General features: G+C 39.7%; 24 protein-coding genes and 1 pseudogene. 9 read left to right on the plus strand and 16 right to left on the minus strand.

Annotated elements, in window-relative coordinates; all coding sequences use genetic code 11:
• The first annotated feature begins 165 nt into the window (after window positions 1-165).
• From HII17_RS00005 to HII17_RS00015, 3 genes are all read left to right on the plus strand, one after another.
• A complete protein-coding gene (locus HII17_RS00005; protein ID WP_169073278.1) occupies window positions 166-684 on the plus strand; it encodes a GrpB family protein in 519 nt (172 codons plus the stop codon).
• Between the two features lie 115 nt (window positions 685-799).
• Window positions 800-1,093, plus strand: a complete 294-nt coding sequence (locus tag HII17_RS00010) for a hypothetical protein (RefSeq protein ID WP_169073279.1) — start codon at window positions 800-802, stop codon at window positions 1,091-1,093.
• A 60-nt stretch (window positions 1,094-1,153) separates the two neighbouring features.
• Window positions 1,154-1,372, plus strand: coding sequence for a DUF7661 family protein (locus tag HII17_RS00015; RefSeq protein WP_169073280.1), 219 nt, complete (start codon window positions 1,154-1,156; stop codon window positions 1,370-1,372).
• Window positions 1,373-1,594: 222 nt separating this feature from the next.
• On the opposite strand, the gene HII17_RS00020 is transcribed toward HII17_RS00015, so the two are convergent.
• A complete protein-coding gene (locus HII17_RS00020) occupies window positions 1,595-4,252 on the minus strand; it encodes a TonB-dependent receptor domain-containing protein (RefSeq protein ID WP_169073281.1) in 2,658 nt (885 codons plus the stop codon).
• 228 nt (window positions 4,253-4,480) lie between these two features.
• Complete coding sequence (locus tag HII17_RS00025; protein WP_169073282.1) at window positions 4,481-7,216, minus strand: hypothetical protein; 2,736 nt, start codon at window positions 7,214-7,216, stop codon at window positions 4,481-4,483.
• A 416-nt stretch (window positions 7,217-7,632) separates the two neighbouring features.
• Here HII17_RS00025 and HII17_RS00030 point away from each other — a divergent pair, with 416 nt between their 5' ends.
• Window positions 7,633-8,064 carry a cytochrome b562 gene (locus HII17_RS00030; protein ID WP_169073283.1) on the plus strand — a complete coding sequence of 144 codons (432 nt, stop codon included), beginning with the start codon at window positions 7,633-7,635 and terminating at the stop codon, window positions 8,062-8,064.
• Between the two features lie 14 nt (window positions 8,065-8,078).
• Window positions 8,079-8,714: a cytochrome b/b6 domain-containing protein gene (locus HII17_RS00035; RefSeq protein WP_169073284.1), complete on the plus strand. Its 636-nt coding sequence runs from the start codon at window positions 8,079-8,081 to the stop codon at window positions 8,712-8,714.
• 67 nt (window positions 8,715-8,781) lie between these two features.
• Here HII17_RS00035 and rpoS read toward each other — a convergent pair whose 3' ends face one another.
• From rpoS to HII17_RS00090, 11 genes are all read right to left on the minus strand, one after another.
• Window positions 8,782-9,696, minus strand: coding sequence for an RNA polymerase sigma factor RpoS (rpoS, locus tag HII17_RS00040; RefSeq protein WP_169073285.1), 915 nt, complete (start codon window positions 9,694-9,696; stop codon window positions 8,782-8,784).
• 84 nt (window positions 9,697-9,780) lie between these two features.
• Window positions 9,781-10,614, minus strand: coding sequence for a peptidoglycan DD-metalloendopeptidase family protein (locus HII17_RS00045; RefSeq protein WP_169073286.1), 834 nt, complete (start codon window positions 10,612-10,614; stop codon window positions 9,781-9,783).
• Between the two features lie 46 nt (window positions 10,615-10,660).
• Complete coding sequence (locus tag HII17_RS00050; protein ID WP_169073287.1) at window positions 10,661-11,242, minus strand: YqaA family protein; 582 nt, start codon at window positions 11,240-11,242, stop codon at window positions 10,661-10,663.
• On the minus strand, window positions 11,239-11,901 hold the full coding sequence (locus tag HII17_RS00055) for a protein-L-isoaspartate(D-aspartate) O-methyltransferase (protein WP_169073288.1): 663 nt from the start codon (window positions 11,899-11,901) through the stop codon (window positions 11,239-11,241). Before HII17_RS00055 ends, HII17_RS00050 begins: the two co-directional genes overlap by 4 nt.
• Window positions 11,898-12,650, minus strand: coding sequence for a 5'/3'-nucleotidase SurE (gene surE, locus HII17_RS00060; protein WP_169073289.1), 753 nt, complete (start codon window positions 12,648-12,650; stop codon window positions 11,898-11,900). The genes HII17_RS00055 and surE overlap by 4 nt, the downstream gene beginning before the upstream one ends.
• Window positions 12,650-13,732 (minus strand): tRNA pseudouridine(13) synthase TruD, encoded by a 1,083-nt coding sequence (truD, locus tag HII17_RS19275; protein WP_169073290.1) that lies wholly within the window; start codon window positions 13,730-13,732, stop codon window positions 12,650-12,652. Before truD ends, surE begins: the two co-directional genes overlap by 1 nt.
• 2 nt (window positions 13,733-13,734) lie before the next feature.
• Window positions 13,735-14,208, minus strand: coding sequence for a 2-C-methyl-D-erythritol 2,4-cyclodiphosphate synthase (ispF, locus tag HII17_RS00070; RefSeq protein WP_169073292.1), 474 nt, complete (start codon window positions 14,206-14,208; stop codon window positions 13,735-13,737).
• A complete protein-coding gene (gene ispD, locus HII17_RS00075) occupies window positions 14,205-14,906 on the minus strand; it encodes a 2-C-methyl-D-erythritol 4-phosphate cytidylyltransferase (protein WP_169073293.1) in 702 nt (233 codons plus the stop codon). The genes ispF and ispD overlap by 4 nt, the downstream gene beginning before the upstream one ends.
• Window positions 14,907-14,921: 15 nt before the next feature.
• Entirely contained in the window at window positions 14,922-15,218 is a 297-nt protein-coding gene (ftsB, locus tag HII17_RS00080; RefSeq protein WP_169073295.1) for a cell division protein FtsB, read from the minus strand.
• Between the two features lie 100 nt (window positions 15,219-15,318).
• On the minus strand, window positions 15,319-15,939 hold the full coding sequence (locus tag HII17_RS00085; protein ID WP_169073297.1) for a hypothetical protein: 621 nt from the start codon (window positions 15,937-15,939) through the stop codon (window positions 15,319-15,321).
• A gap of 146 nt (window positions 15,940-16,085) precedes the next feature.
• Window positions 16,086-16,619, minus strand: a complete 534-nt coding sequence (locus tag HII17_RS00090) for a putative periplasmic lipoprotein (RefSeq protein WP_169073298.1) — start codon at window positions 16,617-16,619, stop codon at window positions 16,086-16,088.
• A 212-nt stretch (window positions 16,620-16,831) separates the two neighbouring features.
• Here HII17_RS00090 and HII17_RS00095 point away from each other — a divergent pair, with 212 nt between their 5' ends.
• A complete protein-coding gene (locus HII17_RS00095) occupies window positions 16,832-17,533 on the plus strand; it encodes a DUF642 domain-containing protein (protein ID WP_169074106.1) in 702 nt (233 codons plus the stop codon).
• A gap of 110 nt (window positions 17,534-17,643) precedes the next feature.
• Here the strand turns inward: HII17_RS00095 and HII17_RS00100 are convergent, their stop codons facing one another.
• Together HII17_RS00100 and HII17_RS18985 are read right to left on the minus strand one after the other, a co-directional pair.
• A complete protein-coding gene (locus tag HII17_RS00100; protein ID WP_169073300.1) occupies window positions 17,644-18,795 on the minus strand; it encodes an AraC family transcriptional regulator in 1,152 nt (383 codons plus the stop codon).
• A 925-nt stretch (window positions 18,796-19,720) separates the two neighbouring features.
• Window positions 19,721-20,311, minus strand: a pseudogene (locus HII17_RS18985) (alpha/beta hydrolase); the annotation flags it as partial.
• 755 nt (window positions 20,312-21,066) lie between these two features.
• Between HII17_RS18985 and HII17_RS00110 the strand changes: the two are divergent.
• The 3 genes from HII17_RS00110 to HII17_RS00120 are packed head-to-tail and all read left to right on the plus strand — an operon-like array spanning window position 21,067 to window position 22,533.
• Window positions 21,067-21,444: a GntR family transcriptional regulator gene (locus tag HII17_RS00110; protein ID WP_169073302.1), complete on the plus strand. Its 378-nt coding sequence runs from the start codon at window positions 21,067-21,069 to the stop codon at window positions 21,442-21,444.
• A 10-nt stretch (window positions 21,445-21,454) separates the two neighbouring features.
• On the plus strand, window positions 21,455-22,315 hold the full coding sequence (locus tag HII17_RS00115; RefSeq protein WP_169073304.1) for a hypothetical protein: 861 nt from the start codon (window positions 21,455-21,457) through the stop codon (window positions 22,313-22,315).
• 8 nt (window positions 22,316-22,323) lie between these two features.
• The gene (locus HII17_RS00120) at window positions 22,324-22,533 is read left to right on the plus strand and encodes a hypothetical protein (RefSeq protein ID WP_169073305.1); all 210 of its coding nucleotides are present in this window, start codon (window positions 22,324-22,326) and stop codon (window positions 22,531-22,533) included.
• 89 nt (window positions 22,534-22,622) lie between these two features.
• Here the strand turns inward: HII17_RS00120 and eno are convergent, their stop codons facing one another.
• Entirely contained in the window at window positions 22,623-23,921 is a 1,299-nt protein-coding gene (gene eno / locus HII17_RS00125) for a phosphopyruvate hydratase (RefSeq protein WP_169073306.1), read from the minus strand.
• Window positions 23,922-23,956: the final 35 nt, after the last annotated feature.

Below are 23,956 nucleotides of genomic sequence, written 5' to 3' on the forward strand. Positions count from 1 at the left end.
TACAAAGCTTTCTTGTTCTATATCAGAATTTCGATTAGTGTATGATTTACGATAATTTTTTGAAGCTTTATTAGTTTTTCTATACATAGGTAATCTCCTACCTTACAAGGTAGCATACCTTGCAAGGTCTCACTAATAAGCTGTTAGTTGCCAATGGAGAGTGGATTGAGCATTAGAGTTATTGAGGTAGTTGACTACGATTCAAATTGGCAGAAAAAATTTGAAAGTGAAAAGTTACTACTAACGAATGCGATAGGAGTTAATGCAATAAAGATTGAACACATTGGAAGTACATCCATTGTAGGCCTAGCCGCAAAACCCATTATTGATATTTTAATTGAAGTCTCAAGCTTAATGGAATTAGATACTGCCAATGAAAAACTTGAAGCACTTGGTTATAAGGTCAAAGGTGAAAATGGCATTTCAGGTCGTCGGTATTTTCAAAAAGGTGGCAACCAACGCAGTCATCAAGTTCATGCATTTCAAACAAATGACATCAACCTACTTCGGCATTTAGCATTTAAAGAATATCTAATTGCTCACCCTGCAATAGCGTCAGAGTATTCTGCTATTAAAAAAGAAGCCGTTTCAAAATGCGAAAATAATATAAATGTCTATATGGCGCTAAAAAACGACTTTATTGAAAAGCATGAAAAGTTAGCTATAGATTGGTTCGGCAACTAACAAGTTACTCAAAAGGACACAAAACGCTTGGCTTGTGCTCCTTCGTCGCTAATTTTAGCCAAGCATTTATGCGCCCATTAGTAAGGCGTTATGTTTACCAGAGGATTTGGTTAACTTGAAAATCAAGCATTATGCTCAACCATTAAAAACGTTAGCTAAGTCTAGTATTGAAAATGTTATTTTAGAAATAGCTGTTGCGATTGTTAGTGGTACATTATCACTAGCAAGTTATAAAACGGGTTTTGGAATTTTATTTTTTCCAATGTTTGCTGTTTTTTGTTTGTGCATGCTTGGTATCTCCTTATCAATAACCCTTGCAATCAAGGAATATATTGTAGAAAAGCGTAAACATAACAAGTCGATAATGGCAAGGACGCAAAACGCTTGGTTTGCGCTCCTTCGTCGCTAATTTTAGCCAGCTATTTTATTGCCTCTTAACGAGGCGTTATGTATCTAGGAGACTTCAATAGTGATTATAAAATTTAACGTATTTGGCAAGCAAATGTCTGTTCTTAAAAAAGAACAAGAATGGCAATTGTTTAATGAATCAGATACAGGTATTCGCTCACGAGTTTATGATGTGGTTATTCCTTCTGATTTAGATTCTACTCAATTAGAAACCTATCTTGATGATATATTTCATGAGTATTCTTCAGATAAGCACCCAAAAGTAATCAGAGTCGCTTAGAGTTACAGCCACATAACAAGGCATTCAATCAGACACAAAACAGCTTGGCTTGTGTTCATTTCTCACAACTTGTAGCCAAGAATTATTCGCCCTTATGCGGGCATTATCATCGTCCGCTATTGGCACTTAAGCGACTATCAGTCGTAAATTAAGTCCCATTATTCTTGGCACATAAAAAAGGCGACCTAAGTCGCCTTTTCAATAGAAGTTTAAGCGGTAAGCTTAATCAAACTCCCACTTAAACTGAATATCAAAGCCAATACCACGTGTTTCGCTACGTAGTAAGGTGTCTTCAAACTCAATTTCTTTCTTCTCATCAAGAATGTTTTGAACTTTAAACTTCAACGTTGTTGCAAAAGTTGGGTAGTAGGTATAAACCAAGTCTAATGAGTGGAATGGTTGCTCGTTAGCATCATCTTTATCATCAATACCAGGAATGATAATACGTTCACCAAACACGTTATAGGCTAGTGTTGCAGTGTGATTACCATTCGGGTGGTCGTAACCTAAGTTTAAGTTAACTACATATTCTGAGTGACCTGTCATACGACGCGTTGGATTAGTGATCGAGGTCGAAACACCGGTTTGCTCAACCACTTTTTGCGTATCGATATTAATTTCAGAATCAGAAAGCGTAACGTTACCAGACAAGAACAAGTCGTTTCCTATGCCGCCAAGGAACGCGAAGTCTTTCATGAATTCAACTTCAATACCGTACACTTCACCGTCTTCTGCATTGGCGATACGGATAAGTGGAGGACCATCTTGCGCTGGTGATTGTACTGATTCAATAGGGTCAGTCATGTCTTTGTAGAATAAACCTACCGACAAGTTTTCACCTGTGCCCATGTACCATTCCCAGCGTAAGTCGTAGTTTTTCACTTGTGTACTGCGTACTGCAGGTGTACCACCGATTGGGAATTCAGTTAATGGATCAATATAGGTTGCTGGTGCGACTTCACGAATGTCTGGGCGAATTGCCGTTTCACCGTACGACGCACGAATTTGCATCGTTTCATCAATGATATAAGTAAGTGCTAGTGCACCGTAATAATCATCTTCTTTAAACGCAAGTTCAGCTAAGTCTTCTTCTGTTGGGTTAGCGGGAATGTCAAACTGACCAGTCGCAGGATCTAGCGGAGCAACCACTTGACGGAAATCTTCCCAACGAACACCGCCGCTAATACGCCATGTATTGTCGAAGAACGCATCTGCTTCAACATAATAAGCATCTACTTTCTGTGCTGATAAGTAATCATCACCAGCTACTGATGTATCACGAATAAGCAGTTCGCTACCAGAGAGCGGATGGTTTAGCACCACATCGTCATTTAAGATTTCATTCATCTCGTAGCCAGATAAATCTAAGTTATCAAAGGCTAATGTATTCACATCAATACGACGCGCAAATGCATCACGAGTTTTTTCGATGTAATCAGCACCTGCTTTTAATTCTACTTCTGTTGAATCAAATGTCAGCGGCAAAGAGATGTTAAATCCGGCATTTTCTACGTTGTCATCTAACTCTTGGAAAGTGTATCGTGAAGCGGTAGTTGCTTTACGTAGTGAGCTTTCAGTCATTAGGTCAAACACACCGTCTTCGTTCTCATCGGCTAAGATGTAACGTGTAGAGATGTTACCTGGCGCATAACGATTTGAACGTGAATCAGAGTATTTCCAATCTACCCCAATAAACCACCATTTAGGAAATGTATGGCTACCACGCACTTGGTTAACGATTAGTTCACGCTCTTCGTAAGCAACATCAATGTCGCGTACGCGTAAACCGTCTGATAATAAGACGTTATTAGTATTACCGTATTTTTCTTTAATTTGATCACGCGTGTCATGCAATATGGTCGAGCTGAAATCAACTTTATGATCACGTTTATATTCAACACCGAAGTTAAACATACCTGACCATTTAACTGAATGTTCAGTTGAAACTACATCATCAAAACCACGCACTAAATCAAATGAACCGTCTGGTTGCAGCACAAAGTCTTGGCCTTCGTATTCTTCAGACACTTGCCATTCGTTGTCGTAAGAAAGCGCTGTTAAGAAACCAAAACGAAAATCACCAGATGCTGAATCAAATCGATTACCAATGGTCATGTCTAAACCAAAATCTGGATTTGGATCTTCTGACTTTGGATCGTAATCTTTATATAGTTCAGCTGCGATTGCGCGGTTGTCTGCTTGAGACAGGTCACCTAATGGATCGTAATTTGACCATAATTGACGCAAAGCAGCAGGTGCTTCACGTGTACCATCGTCAAGTCCATACCAATCGTCATCACCACCTTCGTAGCTCAGACCGTTATCGCTATTGTCAGTATTACCACCAAGGTTGCCTGAAATATTAAATACGAACTGAGATGGAATAGACTTCAAGCGAATATCGACGTTACCACCACCAAAGTGCGCTGGCATAGACGGCGAATAAGATTTTTGAACCGATAATGATTCGATAATAGATGATGGAAATAAATCTAAAGGAATTACCGTACGGGTTGGGTCGGGTGAAGGTACCGAAGCACCATTTAATTGGGTGCTTGAGTATCGCTCACCTAGGCCGCGCACGTAAATAAATTTACCATCAACTAATGTTAAACCCGTAACACGACGAAGTGCTGCAGCAGCATCACTATCACCGGTACGAGCAATTTGTTCAGCACCTAAGATATCAGCAACAAACGCTTGGTTTTTACGTTCTTCGATAACTGCACTTGCAGTGCCTTTTAAGCGGCTAACTTTTACAACAACTTCTTCTATTGCTTCGTCGTCAGCTTCTTGTGCAGACGCTTGAATAGCTGTTAAGCCTGACAATACCGCCACGGCTAAACTTGATAATCCAAAGCGCTTAATATTAGTGTTCATTTCAAACCTCATTAGAATGGCTAGCCATGTTGTTTTTCATTTTGGCTAGTTGTAGAACTAGAATTGCCTGACTCGAACACTTATTTCTATCAGGCTTAGGCATTTCAAATTGAAGCCAGTTGGCTTGTAGGAATGAGAGAAGTACACATTTACTAAACAATAGGTTTATAAACATAAATGAGTACTTCTGATGCCGCCCACAGGCTAACTGGCAAAAAGTTGGAAGGCCTACTCTAAGCCGACTGTCCACCCTGCAGTCCAATCATTGTTTTCGCTTACCGCACCGATGTGGTCAGCATTATCGAAGAAAGGATGTGAGCCGAAGCTGTAAGGCGTTGTAGTATCAATGGTGTAAATACCGTTGATTACATCGCTAATGCCCGCTTCTGTACTGTTATCAGCGTTGATATTAATTACCCAATCCATTAGGTCGAACGTACCAGTTGAGCTGTCTTGGCTCTTGAAGTTCTCACCACAAGCGAACACTGAGTTAGTAATCACTGTTTCACCAGCAATTGCTTGGTCAACGGTTACGCCTGCTTCAAGCTCTAAACACTCACCAGCGGCGTTAGTCACGACGAAGTTGTGTAGTTGAGCGCGAGTACCTTCACGTAAGTAGATACCTTCTGAATCTTTATCAGCCGTATCGAACGCGTTGCCAATAATGGTCATGTTTGCAATTGTAGGGTTAGATTGTGGATCTTTGCTTGGGTTTGAACCGTCGTTATCTGCTTCAATCGCTCGGTTAGCTTCACCGTCGTTTGCGTCATGCTTAACAAGTACGTATTGCATATTGCCGCGGAAGCCGTTATCCCAGTCTACAGAGTCATCTTTGTTCGCTGTTAATACAACATACTTCGCATTAACTGCACCACCGAAGAACTCAACACCATCGTCAGCATTTTCGTGAACCTGAATAAATTCAACTGTTGTAGCTGAACCAACACCACCGAATGTAATACCGTTTAATTCGTTATCTGGTGCAATTTCATAACCTGCGTGTTTAACAACAACGTAGCGAAGCGTTCCTGAGTTATCTTCCCAGTTGTCGCCACCGAATGTAGCCCCTTCTTCAACACCTTCAACTTGTAAAGAACAAGAAGGGTCGATTGAATCATCACTTAATGTAGGACACTTGTTAGATGGTGCGTTACCTAAGATAACCATACCACCCCATTGGCCAGAACCTGTTTCTTCACCTAAGATATCTTGGCTAGAAGTAAAGGTAATTGGCGCTTGAGCAGAGCCTAAGGCTTCAATTTTTGAATCGCGGCTAACGACTAAGTAATCACCACCTGAGCGACCAAAAATAGTGGTTCCCGCTTCAATTGATAATGTTGCAGAATCAGCACGGTTATTACCAACAAACACTGGGCCGTCTAGCGCGTATAAGTTACCAGAAGTTAATGTTAAATCGGCTGTGATAGTTCCTGAGATTTCACATGTAGTTTGACCATTTACCGGAGCAATTGCTGCAGTTCCTGTCGGACAACCTTCTTCTACCGCTTTAGCTGTAATTTCACCGCCACCAAAGCCGAATGCCCAACCTTCACGCCAATCTGAAGAACCATCGAATGCACCTTGATAATCAGTTACGTCAAACCAAGTATCTACAGCAGATACATCTTGACCAGCACCTAGTAATGGTGATTGTGCACTTGGTACACCATCTTCATCGACAAGAATTGACGTGCTGACCATGTTGGAATCTTCAGCCGTAAACCACGCTGCTAAGTCAAACCCGTCAGAGCCTTTGAAATTTTCGCCGTTGTTACAAGCCATCGTACTGTTTTGGAAAACGATGTTACCTGATTCAGCATTTGTAACCGTTTGACCTGCTTCAAATTCTAAACACTCACCCATTTCTGAAGGGCCAGTAACCACTGTGTTGTAGATGCTTGCAGATGTACCTTCACGTAAATAAATACCTTCAGAATCTTTATCTGCTGTGTCGAAGTTGTTACCAATAATTGTCATATTAGCAATTGTTGGATTAGACATAGGCTCTTTATCTGGTGTAGAACCATCGTTATCAGCTTCGATAGCTCGGTTCGCTTCACCAGCATTAGCTGCATGTTGCACGAATACGTGTTGAATACGACCTTTAAAGCCATTATCCCAATCAATGCTGTCGTCTTTGTTACCTGTTAGCACTAAGTGCTTAACATCTACAGCACCACCGAAGAACTCTACACCGTCATCTGCGTTAGCATGAACTTGTAAGTAATCAACCGTTGTACCAGAACCAACACCACCAAATGTCACACCGTTCAATTCATTATCTGGTGCAATTTCATAACCGGCGAATTTAACGACCACGTACTTAAGTACACCTGAATTATCTTCCCAGTCTTCACCACCGAATACAGCACCTTCTGCTACACCTTCAACTTGAAGTGCACATTCACTGCCGTCTGATGGACATTTGTTTGAAGGCGCATTACCTAAAATTACAATACCACCCCATTGGCCAGCGGTTGCTTCTTCACCTTTAACATCTTGTAGCGATGTAAAAATGATTGGTTCTTGCTTTGTACCTTCAGCCATGATTTTTCCGTCACGGTGAACAACTAAGTAGTCGTTACCAGATTGACCGAATAACACAGCGTCTTTTTCGATAGTTAACGTTGCATCAGCCATTACTTCCAATGCACCGCTAATTGCATAAAATACTGGCTTACTGCCATCTGAGCTAGCAAGTGTTGTATCTTCATCAACTTGACCGTCAATGACTTGCACTTGAACATCAAAACCTACCGCTGCGCTTACTTCAGCTGATAAAGTTGTAGAAGGAACACCTGGTAATTCAACTCCTGTATCTGGGTTTACTGGCGCAGGGTTGTTAATAATAGTATCACCAACCGAGTTATCTACTTCTGAACTTAATTTGATGTCGCCACCACAACCGGCTAATACCAAGGCAGCTGAAACTGCACTTATTTTAAATAGGTTTGTCATTTGCATTTTGTTACCTGCTCCGCAGTGTTTAGTGTTTACATTTGCATGTAGCGGCTAATAAATTTTTAGCCTATTAAAATTTGCGGTAATGCTAAGGATCAAAAATGACAGAATTGTTTTAGAAATATGTATTTTTTATTTAGGTAAAGTTACAGCAGGATGACAGTCTTGCCATGTTTGTAGTAAAAATGCAGGCTGCAGATAAGCTTAATGAGCCTTGAACTAAGAGTGGATAATTAATAAACAATGCTCAAAATTATTTAAGGACAAAAAATTAATACACTTTTATGACAACCCGCCCTCTTAATTTGTAACAAATCGGTTATGTCGCCTCATTCTTACGTTAAATAACATTGAACAATTGTTGAAAGCTCCTTATTATTTTTCGTCAAATTACAAAATACACGCTTGGAAACTTGGAAATGAAAAAATTAATTGTACCTGTTTTACTATCATCATTAGCTTTTGCAGCGCCTAGCATGGCTGCTCACCCTATGTGTGGCAAAACTGAGCTTGCCGACGTTATGGGCGATATGAAAGATCAAATGAAAGCAGTAAAGAAAGCAGCTAAATCTGGTGACATTGCAAAAGTTACGGCTATCGCCAACGAGTTACTAGCCTCTGTAGATAAGGCAGATCAATATGTACCGCTAGTCATCAGTGACAAAAAAGAATTAAATGCTACGCAACAAGCCGATTTTAAAGATTATCAAAATGGCATTAAATTTTTAAAAGGCGCCGTTACTGACTTAGCAAGCGCAAAAGACATTGGCGCAATTAAAATGGCACTAGGTAAAATTGGTAAAGCCAGTAAAAAAGGTCACAAAGCATTTAAAATGGACTGTGACAAGTAATTAGGCGATTAACAATGCACACTAAAATTTGGGACAACTTTACCCGAATTTACCATATGAGCCAGCTAATATTGCTGGCTCTTTTATGGTACAGCGGTGAACAAGGCGACTTTGATAACCACTTTATATATGGCTATCTGTTATTGAGCTTACTAATCGCAAGAATTAGTTGGGGCATATTTGGTAGTGAAACTTCCAAGTTCAGTCATTTTTTAAAATCCCCTATAGCGGTATGGCATTGGCTTAAAAAAGTTCATACACCAGTTGCAGGCCATAACCCCGTTGCCGGTTATATGGTAGTTGCATTAATAATCTTGCTGAGTATTCAATTATTTTCCGGACTATTCGCAACCGATGATGTGTTAGCTGAAGGTCCATTGCTTTATTACGTGTCTGATGACCTAGCAGAATCGCTAGATAGCTTGCATCGCCGTAACTTCGATTGGTTATTAGCTTTAATAGCTTTACACGCCATCGCGGCATTTTTACATAGTTTTAAAGCAGACAATGTTGTTAGAACTATCCTAACTGGTAAATCAAAAGAACTACCACCGACAGCTATTCAGTTCAAATCGAGCTTAATTCCATTGGCTATTTGGTTTTGTATGTTTGGACTCTTTGCATATCTTTGGTTAGGTGACACCCTTTAGCGCATGCATAAAAAAGCCAGCTTTCGCTGGCTCTACTGCTTTATTTTATGTCGCTAGAATAAAACTGTTATATCTGGAAGATTGATTCAATCGAAAGGTCTTGCTGGCTTAGGATATCGCGCAATCTTTTTAGTGCTTCGACTTGAATTTGTCTTACACGTTCGCGGGTTAAACCAATTTCTGTACCGACATCTTCCAAGGTTGCAGCCTCGTATCCCATTAACCCAAATCGACGGGCTAACACTTCACGCTGCTTGCCATTAAGCTCACCAAGCCACTCAATAATATTGTTATTAAGATCCGATGTTTGTAAGTCAGATTCAGGACCCGAGCCTTTTTCATCAGGGATGACATCAAGTAACGCTTTATCAGAATCGCCGCCAAAAGGTGTATCGACAGAAGTAATACGTTCATTTAAACGTAACATTTTACTGACGTCTGCTACTGGTTTATCAAGCTCTTTCGCTATTTCTTCAGCAGTTGGTTCGTGATCAAGTTTTTGTACGAGTTCACGAGATGTACGCAGGTATATATTTAATTCTTTTACAACATGGATTGGTAATCGAATGGTACGCGTTTGATTCATTATTGCGCGTTCGATGGTTTGTCTAATCCACCAAGTTGCATAAGTAGAAAATCTAAAGCCGCGTTCAGGGTCAAATTTTTCGACCGCGCGGATAAGGCCAAGGTTGCCTTCTTCAATTAGATCTAAAAGTGGTAAGCCACGGTTATTATACCGTCTTGCAATTTTCACAACTAAGCGAAGATTGCTTTCAATCATACGTTTGCGTGCAGCTTCATCGCCTTTTAACGCTAAACGTGAAAAATATACTTCTTCCTCTGCGGAAAGTAATGGAGAAAAACCAATTTCACTTAAATACAACTGTGTTGCATCTAGGCTTGCGGTTACCTCTTCCTGAGTTTTCGCTGATGCTTCCTTTTCTACAACGTTTGAATCGTTGATCTCTTTCTTTAAGCCCATAACACTTCTCCCATCAACTAGCAGCGCTAAGTTTGTTGTTAATTATTTATTCACTTTAACTCCATTTTTATTCTTATTATTAATCTAACGTTTAGGTAAGTACTTCAAAGGATTTACTGATTTACCACGAAAGCGAACTTCAAAATGAAGCATGACTCTTTGCGCGTCAGTATCTCCCATCTTAGCTATTACATCACCAGCTTTTACTTGCTGCTGCTCTTTGACCAATATTTCGTCATTATGTGCATAAGCGCTTAGGTAATCATCGTTATGTTTTACAATAACAAGTTTACCGTAACCTCTTAATGCACTTCCGGCATATACCACTTTGCCATCTGCAGCTGCTTTAATCCGATCTCCACGGATACCAGCAATATCAATTCCCTTATTTCCTTGAGGTGCCGTAGAAAAAGTTGCAATAACTTTTCCTTTAGCTGGCCACTTCCATCGCTTAATTTTTTGCGAGAAATTAGTTGCCTGCGAAGTGGGTTTTTTGCTTGTTTTTTGCCCACTTGCAGTTTTACCATACTCCTGCTTTTTATTCGATGCAATAGCTTTTGTGTTACGTTTATTACTGGTAGTACCAGAGCTTTTAGTCGAGTTTTTCGTGGAGGTCTTGCTACTACTAGCTTTGCTTTGATTTTTATCAATGATTATTTTTTGACCTGGGAATATTCGATAGGGAGGTGAAAGTCTATTCAATAAGGCAATAGTTCTAACGTCGCTATTGGCCCGCCAGGCAATTGAATAAAGTGTCTCACCTTTTTTCACCGTATAAGTGCTAGATTTTATGCTTGATTTAGTTTTACTTCCTACCGCAACGGTTGTTTTTGACTCAACCACAGGAGCAGGTGCCTGCCTCGAGCTACAAGCAGACAACAACAAAAGTAAACAAAATATTGAACCAAACTGACGCATTAACACCCTGTTATTTTCTAACTCACTAAAGAATTTTCATGAATATTTATGCTTTGTATATTACATAGCCTATGGCGATAAGTGCAACTAAGCCCCAACCGATGATATCGACCCATTTACGCAACTGTTGTTCCATTCTCTCGCCTCCCCATTGCACCAACCCCGCAACGAGAAAGAATCGCATACCACGTCCAACAAAAGACGCGATAAGGAAAGGTAGAAACATCATTTGTAAAAAGCCAGCACTCAGAGTGAATATTTTGTATGGGATCGGCGTAAAGCCTGCTAAAAATACTACCCAAATTCCCCATTGCTCAAACCAGGCTATCGCATTATCCAATTTGCCTTGGTAACCAACTTCCGTAATGATGGGTTGGATCCATGCATCAAACATAAAATAACCCAATAAATAACCAACCACGCCACCAATTACCGAAGCTATGGTTGTTAACGTTGCGTAGTACCACGCTTTTTTAGGTTTCGCTAACACCATCGGCGCCAACAGCACGTCAGGTGGAATAGGAAAAAATACAGATTCAGCAAAAGTAAGTAATGCTAATACTCGCGGCGCAAATTGATGCTTCGACCATTTAAGAGTCCAATCATAAAGGGCTGAAAATATTCTCACAGTAACTCTCCTGGCACTAATGGCACAAAGCGCACTGCTTCAATTTGCTGTTCGTTAAATTGATCACCGTTACGGGTAATTAACTTAAGCACTTGCGCTTGACCACCAACAGGAATAACTAGCCTTCCACCATCAGCTAACTGCTCTAATAGTGCTTGTGGTACAGAGTCAGGCGCAGCCGTCACTATGATTGCCTGAAATGGCCCTTTGCTCTTCCAACCTTGCCAACCATCACCATGCTTCATTGACACATTGTGCAATTCCATGGCTCTAAGACGCCTTTTGGCTTGCCACTGCAGTGCCTTTATACGCTCAACCGAAAACACTTTGCTTACTAATTGCGCCAAAATTGATGTTTGATAACCTGAACCGGTGCCAATTTCCAAAATAGACTCAGGTACGCCGTCAGCAAGAATAAGCTCCGACATTTTCGCAACAATATAAGGCTGCGAGATAGTTTGACCTTGCCCTATTGGTAGCGCAGTATTATCGTATGCTTTATGCGCTAATATTTCAGGCACAAATATATGTCTTGGTGATTGCGCGATTGCTCTTAATACACGTTGATCTGCGATACCTTCATTAAATAATTTTTGCGCGAGTATTTCACCACTTCGACTAGATTTTCCGCCAATACTACTTCCTACTTTGACATTCATAATGTAACTTCACTCATCCAATCGGTCATTTGTTCCATACTTTTATACGCGGTCATATCAACTGTTAACGGAGTCACAGAGGCAAAATTGTTAGTCACAGCGTGAAAGTCTGTACCTTCTCCGGCATCTAACTCTTTTCCTAGCGAACCATACCAGTAAATAGTACGCCCCCAAGGATCTTCTATGCTTTTCATTGTTTCCGCTTTATGGCGATGACCCAGGCGGGTAACTTTAATACCACTAATATCAGACAGTGGTACATCAGGTACATTAACATTCAAAATTTGATCTGCTGGTAGAGGATGCGCTTTCAAGCGTTTAATTATATTTGCCGCAATGATAGCTGCAGTTTGATAATGTTTTTCATCTTTACCGACTAATGATACAGCCACGGCTGGAAGTCCCATATGGCGGCCCTCAGTAGCGGCTGCTACGGTACCTGAATATAATGTATCATCCCCTAGATTTGCACCATTATTGATTCCAGCAACAACCAAATCTGGTAAAGGATCCATTAGTTGGCTAATAGCTAGGTGAACTGAGTCTGTAGGTGTACCATTAACCGAGATAAATCCATTTTCCAGCGTTTGCGCGCGTAATGGATTTAATAACGTTAGTGAATTGCTCGCGCCGCTACAATTTCTGTCTGGCGCTACTAAAGTTACGTCTGCAAATTTACTCAGTTCGTCAAATAAAACTTTGATACCAGGTGCATGCACACCATCATCGTTACTTAACAAAATTCTCATTATGTTGCCTTATTATCATTTCGCTTTGCTTGCGTTCTTTCATCGCTAACATCTTTGTAATTAATAACTTCTCGCAAAATTGCCGTCGCATAGCTTCCTGCAGGTAAGATAAAGCTCAATGTCAATGTCTTGTCGTCCACCTTAACTACATTCGGTTGCAACATGGATAACCGCATCCTACGTCGCTCTTGCTTTAACCCAAAATTTTCTAAGCCGTCGCACAGTTGCTGATTATTGTCTTTGACACTAGATTCAATCGCTAATGCGTCAATAGCGGTTAACAAGTCACCTGCTCCCCACATAGACGCAGTTATATCTATTTCATGCTTTGCCACTCTTTGTATTATGTCATCATCAACTTCGGTAGATTTAAATATCGACTGACTGCCAGTTAACATGAAAACGTCACCAATTACTGGCGATAGAAATGCGTTTTGGGCAATTCTTTTCGCAATAATTTGGTTAAATATATAAGAGCGTGCAGCAGATAAATACATGCCACGTTTCTTTCTATCTTTTATTTTTTGACCATTGAATAGCGATAAAGCTTTATTTAGGTTTGAACCATCAAAACCAAACCTTTGCTCACCAAAGTAATTGGGTACGCCACTATGAACTATTTGCTCAAATCGCTCAATTGCGTCATCTATGGCGGTAACATTACGTAACGTTAATTCAAAACGATTACCAATTAACGCTCCAGTTCTTAATTTTTTATTATGACGGGCGTAGCTTAATATTTTTACATTAGGAATGTTAAATGCGGATAGATCATCATTGGGTTTTCCCGGTAAATGAATACCAAACCATTGCTGGGTAATTGCATTTCGGTCTTTTAATCCAGCATAGCTAACCGCCATTTCCTTAACACCAAAATGCTTAGCTAACTGCCGCGCTACCCACGTCGTATTCTCACCCGACTTTTCAATATGTAGAAGTAAATGCTCACCTTCGCCAGTTGCTGAAAATGGCAAGATTTCAAAGACTTTGAAATCACTATTTGACGAGCGTATCTCGCCTGTAGCAATTGGCTTTCCATGTAAATAAGGTAATGATGAATAAGGTTTAAACTTGTTAGCCACTTTTATGCCTTTTCCAACAACACAACCGCGTGAACCGATACACCTTCTTTTCTTCCAACATAACCTAATTTTTCAGTTGTGGTGGCTTTAACGTTTACTTGGTCAATATCAGCCTGAAGATCACTACCTAATATTTGACGCATTTTTAGTAAATGTGGTGCAATCTTAGGAGCTTGAGCGACAATAGTAATATCGGCATTTCCTAGCTTGTAACCTTTTTCCACCATTAAACTGACTACATGTCGTAATAATATGCGACTATCGATATTTTCAAACTCATCTGACGTATCAGGAAAATGGTTACCTATGTCCGCCAAACACAGTGCTCCTAAAATTGCATCGCACAACGCATGAATTGCTACGTCACCATCAGAATGGGCAATAAAACCTTGGTCATAAGGTATTTTTACGCCAGCAAGTATAACTGGACCCTGACCACCAAATTTGTGGACATCAAAGCCATGTCCTATTCTCATAGTTTTTCCTGTTGTTTCAATAAAATAAATTCAGCTAATGCAAGATCTTCAGGCTGAGTTATTTTCAAATTTTCACTACTTGCTTCAACAAGTTGGCTTGGAAGTCCAAATGCTTCTATAGCCGATGACTCATCGGTAATGATTACGCCTTTGCGTAAACCATCTTCTATTGCTGCTTTTAACTCGCCCGCCTTGTACATTTGGGGGGTTAAGGCATGCCATAGGTTTTCTCGTTCAACTGTCGATTCGACTAAACCATTAGCATGGCTTCTTTTCATGGTATCTTTTACTTTTGCCGCTAATAAACCGCCAACGTTACTTTGCTGACATTGCACTATTAGTGATTCTATATCAGCCACTTGCACACAAGGTCTTGCGGCATCGTGCACCATTACCCATTGCTCTTCATCACACGCTGTTAATCCAGAAAAAACAGAATCTACACGCTCTTTACCACCATCAACCACTGATACTTTGGGATGTTTACCTAGTTTGGTATCAGCAAAGTATTCATCGCGTTGCCCAATAGCAATAACGACTTCAGTAATATGCTGGCAAGCTAAAAGCTTATGAACGGTATGTTCTAATATGGTTTTACCTGCAATAGTTAAGTATTGCTTGGGGCAATCACTTTTCATACGCTTTCCAACCCCAGCAGCTGGCACAATGGCGGTAACAGAAATTAGTTCTTTACTCATTCTACTCATAATCAATTAATTTCTATTATTTCTTTTGTTATCTACTGGCACTACACGAAAAAAGGTTTCACCTTGCTTGATCATACCAAGCTCATTCCTTGCACGCTCTTCAATTGCCTCAATACCAGACTTTAAATCATCGGTATCGGCGTACAGTAGTTTGTTGCGTTGTTTTAATTTGTCGTTGTCAGCTTGTTGGCGGGCTACATCATCTTTAAGTGCAATATAATCAGGCACGCTGTTTTTGCCGAACCATAAACGGTGCTGCAAAAACACTAAAAATATCAGCAATATTGCGGTAATTATACGCATGAAGTGCTATATGCCTGACTAAATCGTTAGAAGAGAATACTATCAGCTATTATAAGAGGCGTTTAGCTAGAGTAAACAATAAAGCCTCAGACTTGTAAAATTAATGCGTAGTTTTTAGCATTAATGGCTTTTTCAGGTTTTTCCAATTGATTGAGCAAGACAGCAATAACTCCCTTAGACTCGGAATGATTGGTCGGCAAGGTGCATCGTTTTGCCACGTATGACCAGCACAGCTTGCCATCATAATCTTCTTAGTTGGTTTTAGTAGTTGACAGCGCTCTGTTTCAACATTTTTTACGCCAAACCAACCATGGATATTCGTTCGAAAACGATTATTTGCGTTATCTACTCTGTCTATACAGTCCAACACAATATGGCTACCTTCTTTTACTGGCACAACTAAGCCGACAACTAGTTGACTTGATTGATACCACTGCCAAACATCTGCTACTGATTGGCCAGAAAGCGGCATGGTTCGACTTTGCTTAGCGGTCCACGCAGCATTTTGGCTATCAAGAATTAATGGAGAGTCGGTGTTGACCATGGCATGAGCAGCCTTTTGCACATAATAAGGCAAGCTCTGGAGACGACCTTGAATCGCTTTCACATTATCGGTATCAAGATTGGCAAGCAATGACAATTCTCGCTCATAAAGCGCATTACAAAGCTCAGCAAACTGATTAGTTTGCTGCTGTTCTTGCCAAAGCGTCGTTTGTGTCATCTAGGTGAATAAACTACCAATAACTGCATGATAAATAAGCATACTAGATATCATGTCAAAGATAAATTTTTATCCCTAAACACTAAAGAACAGAATCACTCTCGCCTTTTAATACTATAACCTTCCCATATAACGTTCCTCTGCGGTTATTGGCGTAGCTTTTCTATTTCACTGCGTAGGTTATTCAACGCTTCTACAGCAAACCCTTCATCGTAAAAGTAGCGAATTGTTCCTTGTTCATCTAACAGCAGCACACGAGCATTATTAGGGAATTGGGTACCTGTTAGACTAGCTAATTGCTGTGCGTCATCATAAACCGTAATAACGCCGCCCCATAAACTTTTAGGAATTCCTTTTCGCATGCCTTCGTTAATGACACTTTCAAACATTCTAGGCAACATTCCTTGAATCGTAGGAATCTCATAAGCTTTAATCGGTGTTTTTGTAAAGTCGAGTCCTATTAACCAGCGATCTATATCGAATTGCGCATCTTGCACAAAACCGATAAGAAGTAAATTTAAGTCTCCTTCAAGCGCTGCTGGTAATAATATTGATTGTTCATTCAAATTTTCACCAACCACGTTAGGAAAGCTCTCGTTTAACGGAGTACGATTATTGATCGGCGTTGAGCAACCAATAACTGATAAACAAACTATCGCAATCAAAAATAAACGTCTCATAAAGTTCTCTTCATTAATCAAGTACTTTAAAAGTACGAACTGTGTCTTTATTGCGATTAGTTTTACCCACCAAATAAACAAAATAATTAAAGCTAAGTAATAGACTTTAAATCTAAACGCCCCAAAATGGACATTTTTGCCATATCTTACTTTTATCTTCCTTAGGTAAAATAACGACTAAATTACGCTACATCGAACCTTTAACTGCTCCTATGAAAATTATTCACTGTATTAGTATCGCTTTTATCTTTTTGACGAGCCTTTCAGCACAAGCAACGTTAATTACTAATGGTAGTTTCGAGCAAACAAATTTTGCTGATGATCAGCTTTCCATAGGCGAAATTTTTAGTACCGAGCTTTCGGCATTTGAACGTAAAAAACGTGGTTGGGATGTATTTGAAGCGCTTCCTGGGTGGCGCACAACAGCAGGCAACGGAATTGAGTTACAAAAGGGCGTAGTCACCAATTCACAGCATGGTTCGCATCATATCGAACTAGATTCACACCAACGTGGTGGCTCAAACTCAATGATGACTCAAACAATTGACTCACTAATCATAGGTAACGAATATCTACTAGAGTTTTTCTATAAGGCTCGTACGAATAATAAGAATGACAACGGTATTAACGTTTATTGGTATGACACTCCAACTGCTTTTGATGCTTCAATGGAGGCGATGTACATTGCAGATGCAACACGAAGAGAGACACCTAATTGGCAAAAACAATCGGTTGTTTTTACAGCAACAGCATCTTCCATGGAACTAAGTTTTGCCTCTGTTGGAAAACAAAATACACTAGGTGGCTTAGTAGATAATGTGTCACTTAATCAAATTACACAAGTGCCAGAGCCAAGTATATTGGTGTTACTAATGTTGTCGTTAGGATTATTAGTATCTCGACGTAAAAGTTAACCCGTCAGTTAGAAATATCTAACAGGTTACAGAGAGCGGCCAGCCCCCAAATTGCTGCTCTCATTCTCTTTTATCGCCGTATATCAAACTTACTTAACAACAAACAAACCTTACCCAGTCAGTATCACAAATATTTGTTCAATGTCGTAAATACCTAAGCTATGCGCTTTTTCAACAACACTCTCGTCTATTTCATGCCCTGCAGCCAACCTATATAAACAAGAAAGCATGAATAACACTATTGACTGCTCGCCATTATGTTCATACGTTGAATCATTTAGTTTATCTATATCTGACAACCACTTAATCACATTTGCATCAATATGCCATTGCGACAGCATTAATGCAGACACGAGATAAATACTACTCTGTGTCGATTGCTTTATATGGTTATTTAGTAAATAAAGGTCATCGATTCCACGCAGCGAATGCAAAACGTTTTCTTGTTGACTAGAGTGCTTGTGAGTTAATAGAAATAAACCAAGTAAACCAAACACTAAAACCTGTTCAACTAACGCTGTGTCAAAGTCGACTTTGCTCTCAATAGAACGCCTAATAAGTTTAAATAAAGTTGGTGCCATTAAAAAAGCATCACTATATTTTTTAATAAGCTTAGGTGACACCTGTTCGCTTAGCGCATCTTGCATACCAAAAATAACAGCAAAATTAACGACAGTACTAATACCCAAATTTCTTAAAATGGCCTCTTTCAAATCTATCGGCGTTTTGCCATAAATAGCCTTACTTGCCTGCCCCATGATCCGTCCACAAAAAATAGGATCTTTTTGGACAATGCTTAACACTTGATCGATATCCAACTTATCCTGTGACTTTGCTTGCATTAAAGCTCGGCAGCTATCAGACATAGGAGGAATGGATTGTGCAATAACCTTCAACTCTTGAGCACCATCTTTATCTTTTCCAATGGCGGCTAAATTTCTAAATTGCGATGGAGAAAGGCCAAACTTTTGTTTAAATGCCCGCTCAAATGTCGCCCGCTCTGAATATCCCAAGCGAGTGGCCAAATCATCAATTTTTACTTGTTGAGTTGATAAAACTGTGACACAAAGTTCATTTAAGAACTTCTGATGAATGAGTTTAAAACTGGTGCCCTCTTGGCCTAACTTTCGTCGAAATGAAGTTGTACTCATCGCCAAGGCAGCAGCACATTCTTCTAAAGTCACAGCAGCAGGTAATTCATTATCGCCTAGCAGATCATTAACTGCTTCTGTAAGCACATGTTGTTTAGGTATTTGAGTCATAAAGCAGTAGTAAAACTATTGTGTAACCTTAAATTAGATAACTAGATTTTGCCGGATTCCCGCTTCGCTTTCAAAAAGAATCCATAACTTTCTGGTCTCACCCCTACTATCATTGGCAACATAGTTAACAGTACAAAGGCAATTCCAGTGATAACATTTAAAGCATTTTTGTTAAGAACACTGCATGCAGGTTAACTCTATCAGGAATGAAGGTCACGATTGATAAGGCTGTATAGTGCTGTGAGATCAACCGATGGACGCAACACATTGATTAAACCTTTCAGCTGGTGACTCATAGTTTAGCGTTTTTCTTGGTCTTTCGTTTAACTGTCTTGCTACCTGACTTACTTTTTAGGCCTTTACCGATCTTTGTCTCTAAATTATTCAACCGCGCTTTATAAGTACCATTCTCAACATTTTCTTCATAGCTCATCGCTAACGCTTTCTTCCTCATCGCAAGCGCCATGGCTAAATCACCTTTAGCTTCATAACCATCTGCCAAACTGTCGTATGCATCAGATTTGTTTGGGAAGCTAGCAACATTCTCCTTAAATATAGCAATGGCAGACTCAAAGTCTTGTTTATTCAGCGCAGTATAGCCAGCGTGGTTTACCGCTTTGTATTCTGGTTTTGCGTGAAACTTGTACTTTTCAGAAAGACCTTTATAGTATTGCTCTACCGCAAGGAGACCTTCTTGAATTAGCGTACCTGAAGGGCGCAACGAATTAAGCTGCTTTTGAAAGGCCAAGCTCATACCTGAAAGTGCAGTAGTATTGTGGCTTTCAGATGTATCTAATTCGGTATCAAAGGTAAATCCTTTTCGTTTATTGCTGTTCAGCAGTTCAGTGTAATGTTCGAATGCGCTTAGCATTTTCCCGCCTTCGCTGCCCATATTTACATAAAGGTATTTATTCAGGTCGCTATCTGACTTAAAGAACTTTTCTGCTTCTGGAAATATCACTTCTTCATGCCACCACAAGCTTGGGCTGAAAGCGAAATATGCTTGGAATATATGGGGCCTTTCCTGCAGGGCATACACGGTGAACAAAGCGCTTAACGAGTGCCCAGCAAGTATTGCGTAGTTATTGGTGCGATAGTTTGAAGTTACATAAGGTTTTAACTCTTTCTCTAGAAAATCTAAAAAGTTGTCTGCACCACCTGATATTCCCCACTCGTTGTAGCTTTCATCATAGGTAGGAGTGAAATCTCGCGAACGTTCGGTGTTCGTGATGCCTACAACAATCATTTCTTGCGCCATATCCGACTGATTGAGCAGATCTAGTGTTCCTACTGTATGCCCGAAGTTGCGCTGACCATCTAGCAAATATAAAACAGGGTAGGTTGTGTCTTTAGAGCGTGAATAATTATTGGGTAAGTGAATCAGTAATTCTCGCGACTCATTCAATATTTCCGATGTTACTGTTGTAACCTTAGCCTCTCCGCGTACTTTAGCATTTACGTGAAAGCTAAAGCTTAATATTACGCCGATAAAAACACAGGCAAGTTTTTGATACATTTGAAATTCCTTTTCCCACTGTCAGACACGAGTTTCTTTTTATAGTTGGGTTATATTAAGCTGTCACAGATGCCTTAGCTTGTCAAAAAATCGCCAATTGTTTAGTTAGGAGAACATGTATGCGCAAAACCAATGATTTTTATTTGTCGAGGTAAACAGCTAGCGTATGCCTCTAGCTAATAATGGTATTGCATAGCCACCGATATCGATTATAGGCCTTTAAAAGACTAACAATGGTCGAGAAGTAGAACTAAAAAGAAAAAGCCGCTTTTAGCAACGTGAATTGACTTTCTGATCGAAGCTAAAATTGGACAGTTTGATGACCTTTGAAGTAATCTTCTTGAACGTCCGATCCTTGTCTTAAATGGCCTTTAGACGCTGAGTAAATAATGTACGCTTATCACTCTAAACAACCTTTCATTGCTTTTCTTATCTCTTACTAATCCCAATTAGTTAGCTTTACTAAAGTAATTTTACATTACCGGCAATTTCTTAATAATAAACATTAAATTAATTACAGTTGATTCACGGCTTATTTTCTTAATCAAAAAGCATCAGCAAAAATAAAATACAATTCACACATTGTTCTACCCATTACTTTCACGCCCAACACTAATAAAACTAATAGTTTTGCCTAAATGACCATGTCCCAGCTTTAGATTGAAATGTTCACAGGAATACATTTTCATCAATCTACTTGATCTTTTAAATATCCATATGTACCATTACTACAGATGGTACATATGGAACACCTAATGGAAATTGTCATAAATATCGATGATCCAACACCCGTGTTTACACAGTTGATGGAACAAATTAAAACTGCTGTCGCTAATAATCACTTACCTGAAGGCACACCTTTACCTTCAATCAGACAACTGGCAAATGATTTGGAAGTGAATAGCAAGACGGTTGCAAAAGCGTATAAATTGCTAGAGAGAGATAACATTATTCAAAGCAGAGGTTATAGAGGCAGCTTTGTACATCCAGACGCAAAGTCACATTGTCATATCGATTTAAGTCAATGGACGACAGAAATGTTAACTGACTGTATCGCTACATTAAGAGCGAAAGGAGTAACCGACTCAGAAATTCGTGTTGCTTTTGGCAGCTTAATGAATAGCAAATTTTAAGGAGAACACAATGATTGCAAGTATTATATTTTATGTCGTGGTAGCGGTTCAGTTATGGCTAATTTCGCACTTTTATGCGAACCGAGTAACGAAAAACATGCAACATGTTTCCGACAATTATTCTGAGCAAGAGTACCCAAAACTTTATCCAAAATCTAAGTCGCATTATTTAAGAATTCAAAAACTCTTCAAGGTCGCTAATCGAACCGTACTATCGTTAGGTATTTTGGCATTATCGGTACTGATTTATGGAGATATAACTGAAGGATACAAGCCACCTAATGTCGCTGCTGCGATAATTTTTATGCTGCAACTGGCACCTTTTGGACTATTAGAGTTGACGGAATACAACTACTTTAACGAAATGCGAAAGCAGCTCCATAAGCCAACACGAACAAGCTCTTTAAGTAGACGTTCACTAACCAACTATCTAACGCCAATCCAACTATGGTTAGGCGTCATATTAATGGTCGTTGCCATCACCTCGGATTTATTAGTCCACCAAGCTGAAGAGCCGTTTCTGTTAGGTATGAATGAGAGTGCACTTTATAGAAGTATCACCTTAGTTGTGTGTAACTTACTCATGCTTGGCATTGCACTTAAGAACATTTTCGGTAAAAAGCCTGATCCTTTTCAACATGACGATGATCGCCAATATCAAACGCAGCAAACCGTAGTTACATTGTTTTACTTATGTTTGTGTATCAGTTTTTTCTTCCTGTTAAAAAGCGTATTGATTGGTACAGGTGCTGAAGGATTTGAAGCTGTGGCTACGGCAATTTACTCGATTGTAATTGCCTATGTATCTGTAGGACACAGAGTTCGGTGTATTAATTTAACCAAAATAGATTTTAATGCTTATAAAGCGTAGGAGATAAAATGTATATGAAGATAACTAACTTTCTTAAAAGCTGTGCATGTAACGCAAATATTTCATTAGCGATTGTTTTTGCAAGCTTAATGATTGCAATTGCACTAATGACTACTAGCACTGAAAATAGTGGCTCTATTACTATGTTGTTAATACTAGGATATTTTGCCAGTGAACGCATAGTCAAAAAAGCCAGCGATAAGGCTGGCTTGAATTAATTTAACGTTATTGATGCTAATTAGCTTGAGAACAATCTAGGTGAGCACACCTGATACCAATATCGAGCTAATTAGCAATAACCTCTTCTTTATTGGCCTTTAACTTCCGAACGACCATTAAACACAGCTTTGTCACCTAAGTACTCTTCAATACGTAAAAGCTGGTTGTACTTAGATACACGGTCTGATCGGCATAATGAACCAGTCTTGATTTGGCCTGCCGCTGTACCTACAGCTAAATCAGCAATGGTCGCATCTTCAGTTTCACCACTACGATGAGAGATAACAGCAGTAAAGCCTGCATCCTTCGCCATTTTAATAGCAGCTAACGTTTCAGTTAACGACCCAATTTGGTTGAACTTAATTAGAATTGAATTACCAATTCCTTGCTCAATACCACGTGTTAAAATTTTAGTGTTAGTTACAAATAAATCATCACCAACGATTTGTACTTTGTCACCAATTAAATCAGTTTGGTATTTAAAGCCATCCCAATCTGACTCATCTAAACCGTCTTCGATAGAAATAATCGGATATTGTGCGCAAAGAGAAGCTAAGAAGTCAGAAAACTCATTTGCTGTGTACTGCTTCCCTTCACCAGAAAGATCATAAATACCTTTGTCTTTGTTGTAGAACTCAGACGCAGCACAATCTAGTGCAAGTGTTACATCTTTACCTAATTCGTAACCCGCAGCTTCTGTTGCTTCTTTAATTACCGCTAATGCATCAGCATTTGATTCTAAGTTTGGTGCGAAACCACCTTCATCACCTACCGCTGTGTTCATACCTTTAGCTGATAATACTTTTTTCAATGCATGAAAGATTTCAGCGCCCATACGCAACGCTTCACGGAAGTTTGGCGCACCAACAGGTTGAATCATGAACTCTTGAATATCAACATTATTATCAGCATGCTCACCACCGTTAATGATGTTCATCATTGGAAGTGGTAATGAGTACTGACCTGACGTACCGTTTAAGTCAGCAATATGTTCGAACAACTGTACGCCTTTTGCCATCGCAGCTGCTTTAGCTGTTGCTAAAGATACCGCCAAAATAGCATTTGCACCGAAGTTTTCTTTATTTTCAGTGCCATCTAAATCGATCATGGCTTGGTCAATCTCAGCTTGCGCTAAAGCTGACTTACCCATTAGTGCTGGTGCAATTTTATCATTTACTGCAGCTACTGCATTTAATACACCTTTACCTAAGTAACGTGATTTATCACCATCACGTAACTCTAGGGCTTCGCGAGAGCCAGTTGATGCACCAGAAGGTGCGCAAGCACGTCCCCAAGCACCAGATTCTAAGTATACATCCGCTTCTACAGTTGGATTACCACGCGAGTCCATTACTTCGCGTGCAATAATTTTAGCAATGTTTGACATTCTTATTCCTCTTTTGGCCGACTCTACGACCAGGT

Origin of the sequence: Thalassotalea algicola (assembly GCF_012932965.1) — a bacterium.
Lineage (GTDB): Bacteria > Pseudomonadota > Gammaproteobacteria > Enterobacterales > Alteromonadaceae > Thalassotalea_F > Thalassotalea_F algicola.

What these genes read in the sequence shown, in the direction of transcription:
- ftsB (WP_169073295.1), bottom strand. Translation starts at nt 15,218, where the DNA reads ATGCGTATAATTACCGCAATATTGCTGATATTTTTAGTGTTTTTGCAG.
- ispF (WP_169073292.1), bottom strand. Translation starts at nt 14,208, where the DNA reads ATGAGAATAGGACATGGCTTTGATGTCCACAAATTTGGTGGTCAGGGT.
- rpoS (WP_169073285.1), bottom strand. Translation starts at nt 9,696, where the DNA reads ATGGGCTTAAAGAAAGAGATCAACGATTCAAACGTTGTAGAAAAGGAA.
- HII17_RS00110 (WP_169073302.1), top strand. Translation starts at nt 21,067, where the DNA reads ATGGAAATTGTCATAAATATCGATGATCCAACACCCGTGTTTACACAG.
- HII17_RS00030 (WP_169073283.1), top strand. Translation starts at nt 7,633, where the DNA reads ATGAAAAAATTAATTGTACCTGTTTTACTATCATCATTAGCTTTTGCA.
- HII17_RS00120 (WP_169073305.1), top strand. Translation starts at nt 22,324, where the DNA reads ATGTATATGAAGATAACTAACTTTCTTAAAAGCTGTGCATGTAACGCA.
- HII17_RS00085 (WP_169073297.1), bottom strand. Translation starts at nt 15,939, where the DNA reads ATGACACAAACGACGCTTTGGCAAGAACAGCAGCAAACTAATCAGTTT.
- surE (WP_169073289.1), bottom strand. Translation starts at nt 12,650, where the DNA reads ATGAGAATTTTGTTAAGTAACGATGATGGTGTGCATGCACCTGGTATC.
- HII17_RS00100 (WP_169073300.1), bottom strand. Translation starts at nt 18,795, where the DNA reads ATGACTCAAATACCTAAACAACATGTGCTTACAGAAGCAGTTAATGAT.
- HII17_RS00115 (WP_169073304.1), top strand. Translation starts at nt 21,455, where the DNA reads ATGATTGCAAGTATTATATTTTATGTCGTGGTAGCGGTTCAGTTATGG.
- eno (WP_169073306.1), bottom strand. Translation starts at nt 23,921, where the DNA reads ATGTCAAACATTGCTAAAATTATTGCACGCGAAGTAATGGACTCGCGT.
- HII17_RS00055 (WP_169073288.1), bottom strand. Translation starts at nt 11,901, where the DNA reads ATGAATGTCAAAGTAGGAAGTAGTATTGGCGGAAAATCTAGTCGAAGT.
- HII17_RS00090 (WP_169073298.1), bottom strand. Translation starts at nt 16,619, where the DNA reads ATGAGACGTTTATTTTTGATTGCGATAGTTTGTTTATCAGTTATTGGT.
- ispD (WP_169073293.1), bottom strand. Translation starts at nt 14,906, where the DNA reads ATGAGTAAAGAACTAATTTCTGTTACCGCCATTGTGCCAGCTGCTGGG.
- HII17_RS00020 (WP_169073281.1), bottom strand. Translation starts at nt 4,252, where the DNA reads ATGAACACTAATATTAAGCGCTTTGGATTATCAAGTTTAGCCGTGGCG.
- HII17_RS00025 (WP_169073282.1), bottom strand. Translation starts at nt 7,216, where the DNA reads ATGCAAATGACAAACCTATTTAAAATAAGTGCAGTTTCAGCTGCCTTG.
- HII17_RS00035 (WP_169073284.1), top strand. Translation starts at nt 8,079, where the DNA reads ATGCACACTAAAATTTGGGACAACTTTACCCGAATTTACCATATGAGC.
- HII17_RS00045 (WP_169073286.1), bottom strand. Translation starts at nt 10,614, where the DNA reads ATGCGTCAGTTTGGTTCAATATTTTGTTTACTTTTGTTGTTGTCTGCT.
- HII17_RS00095 (WP_169074106.1), top strand. Translation starts at nt 16,832, where the DNA reads ATGAAAATTATTCACTGTATTAGTATCGCTTTTATCTTTTTGACGAGC.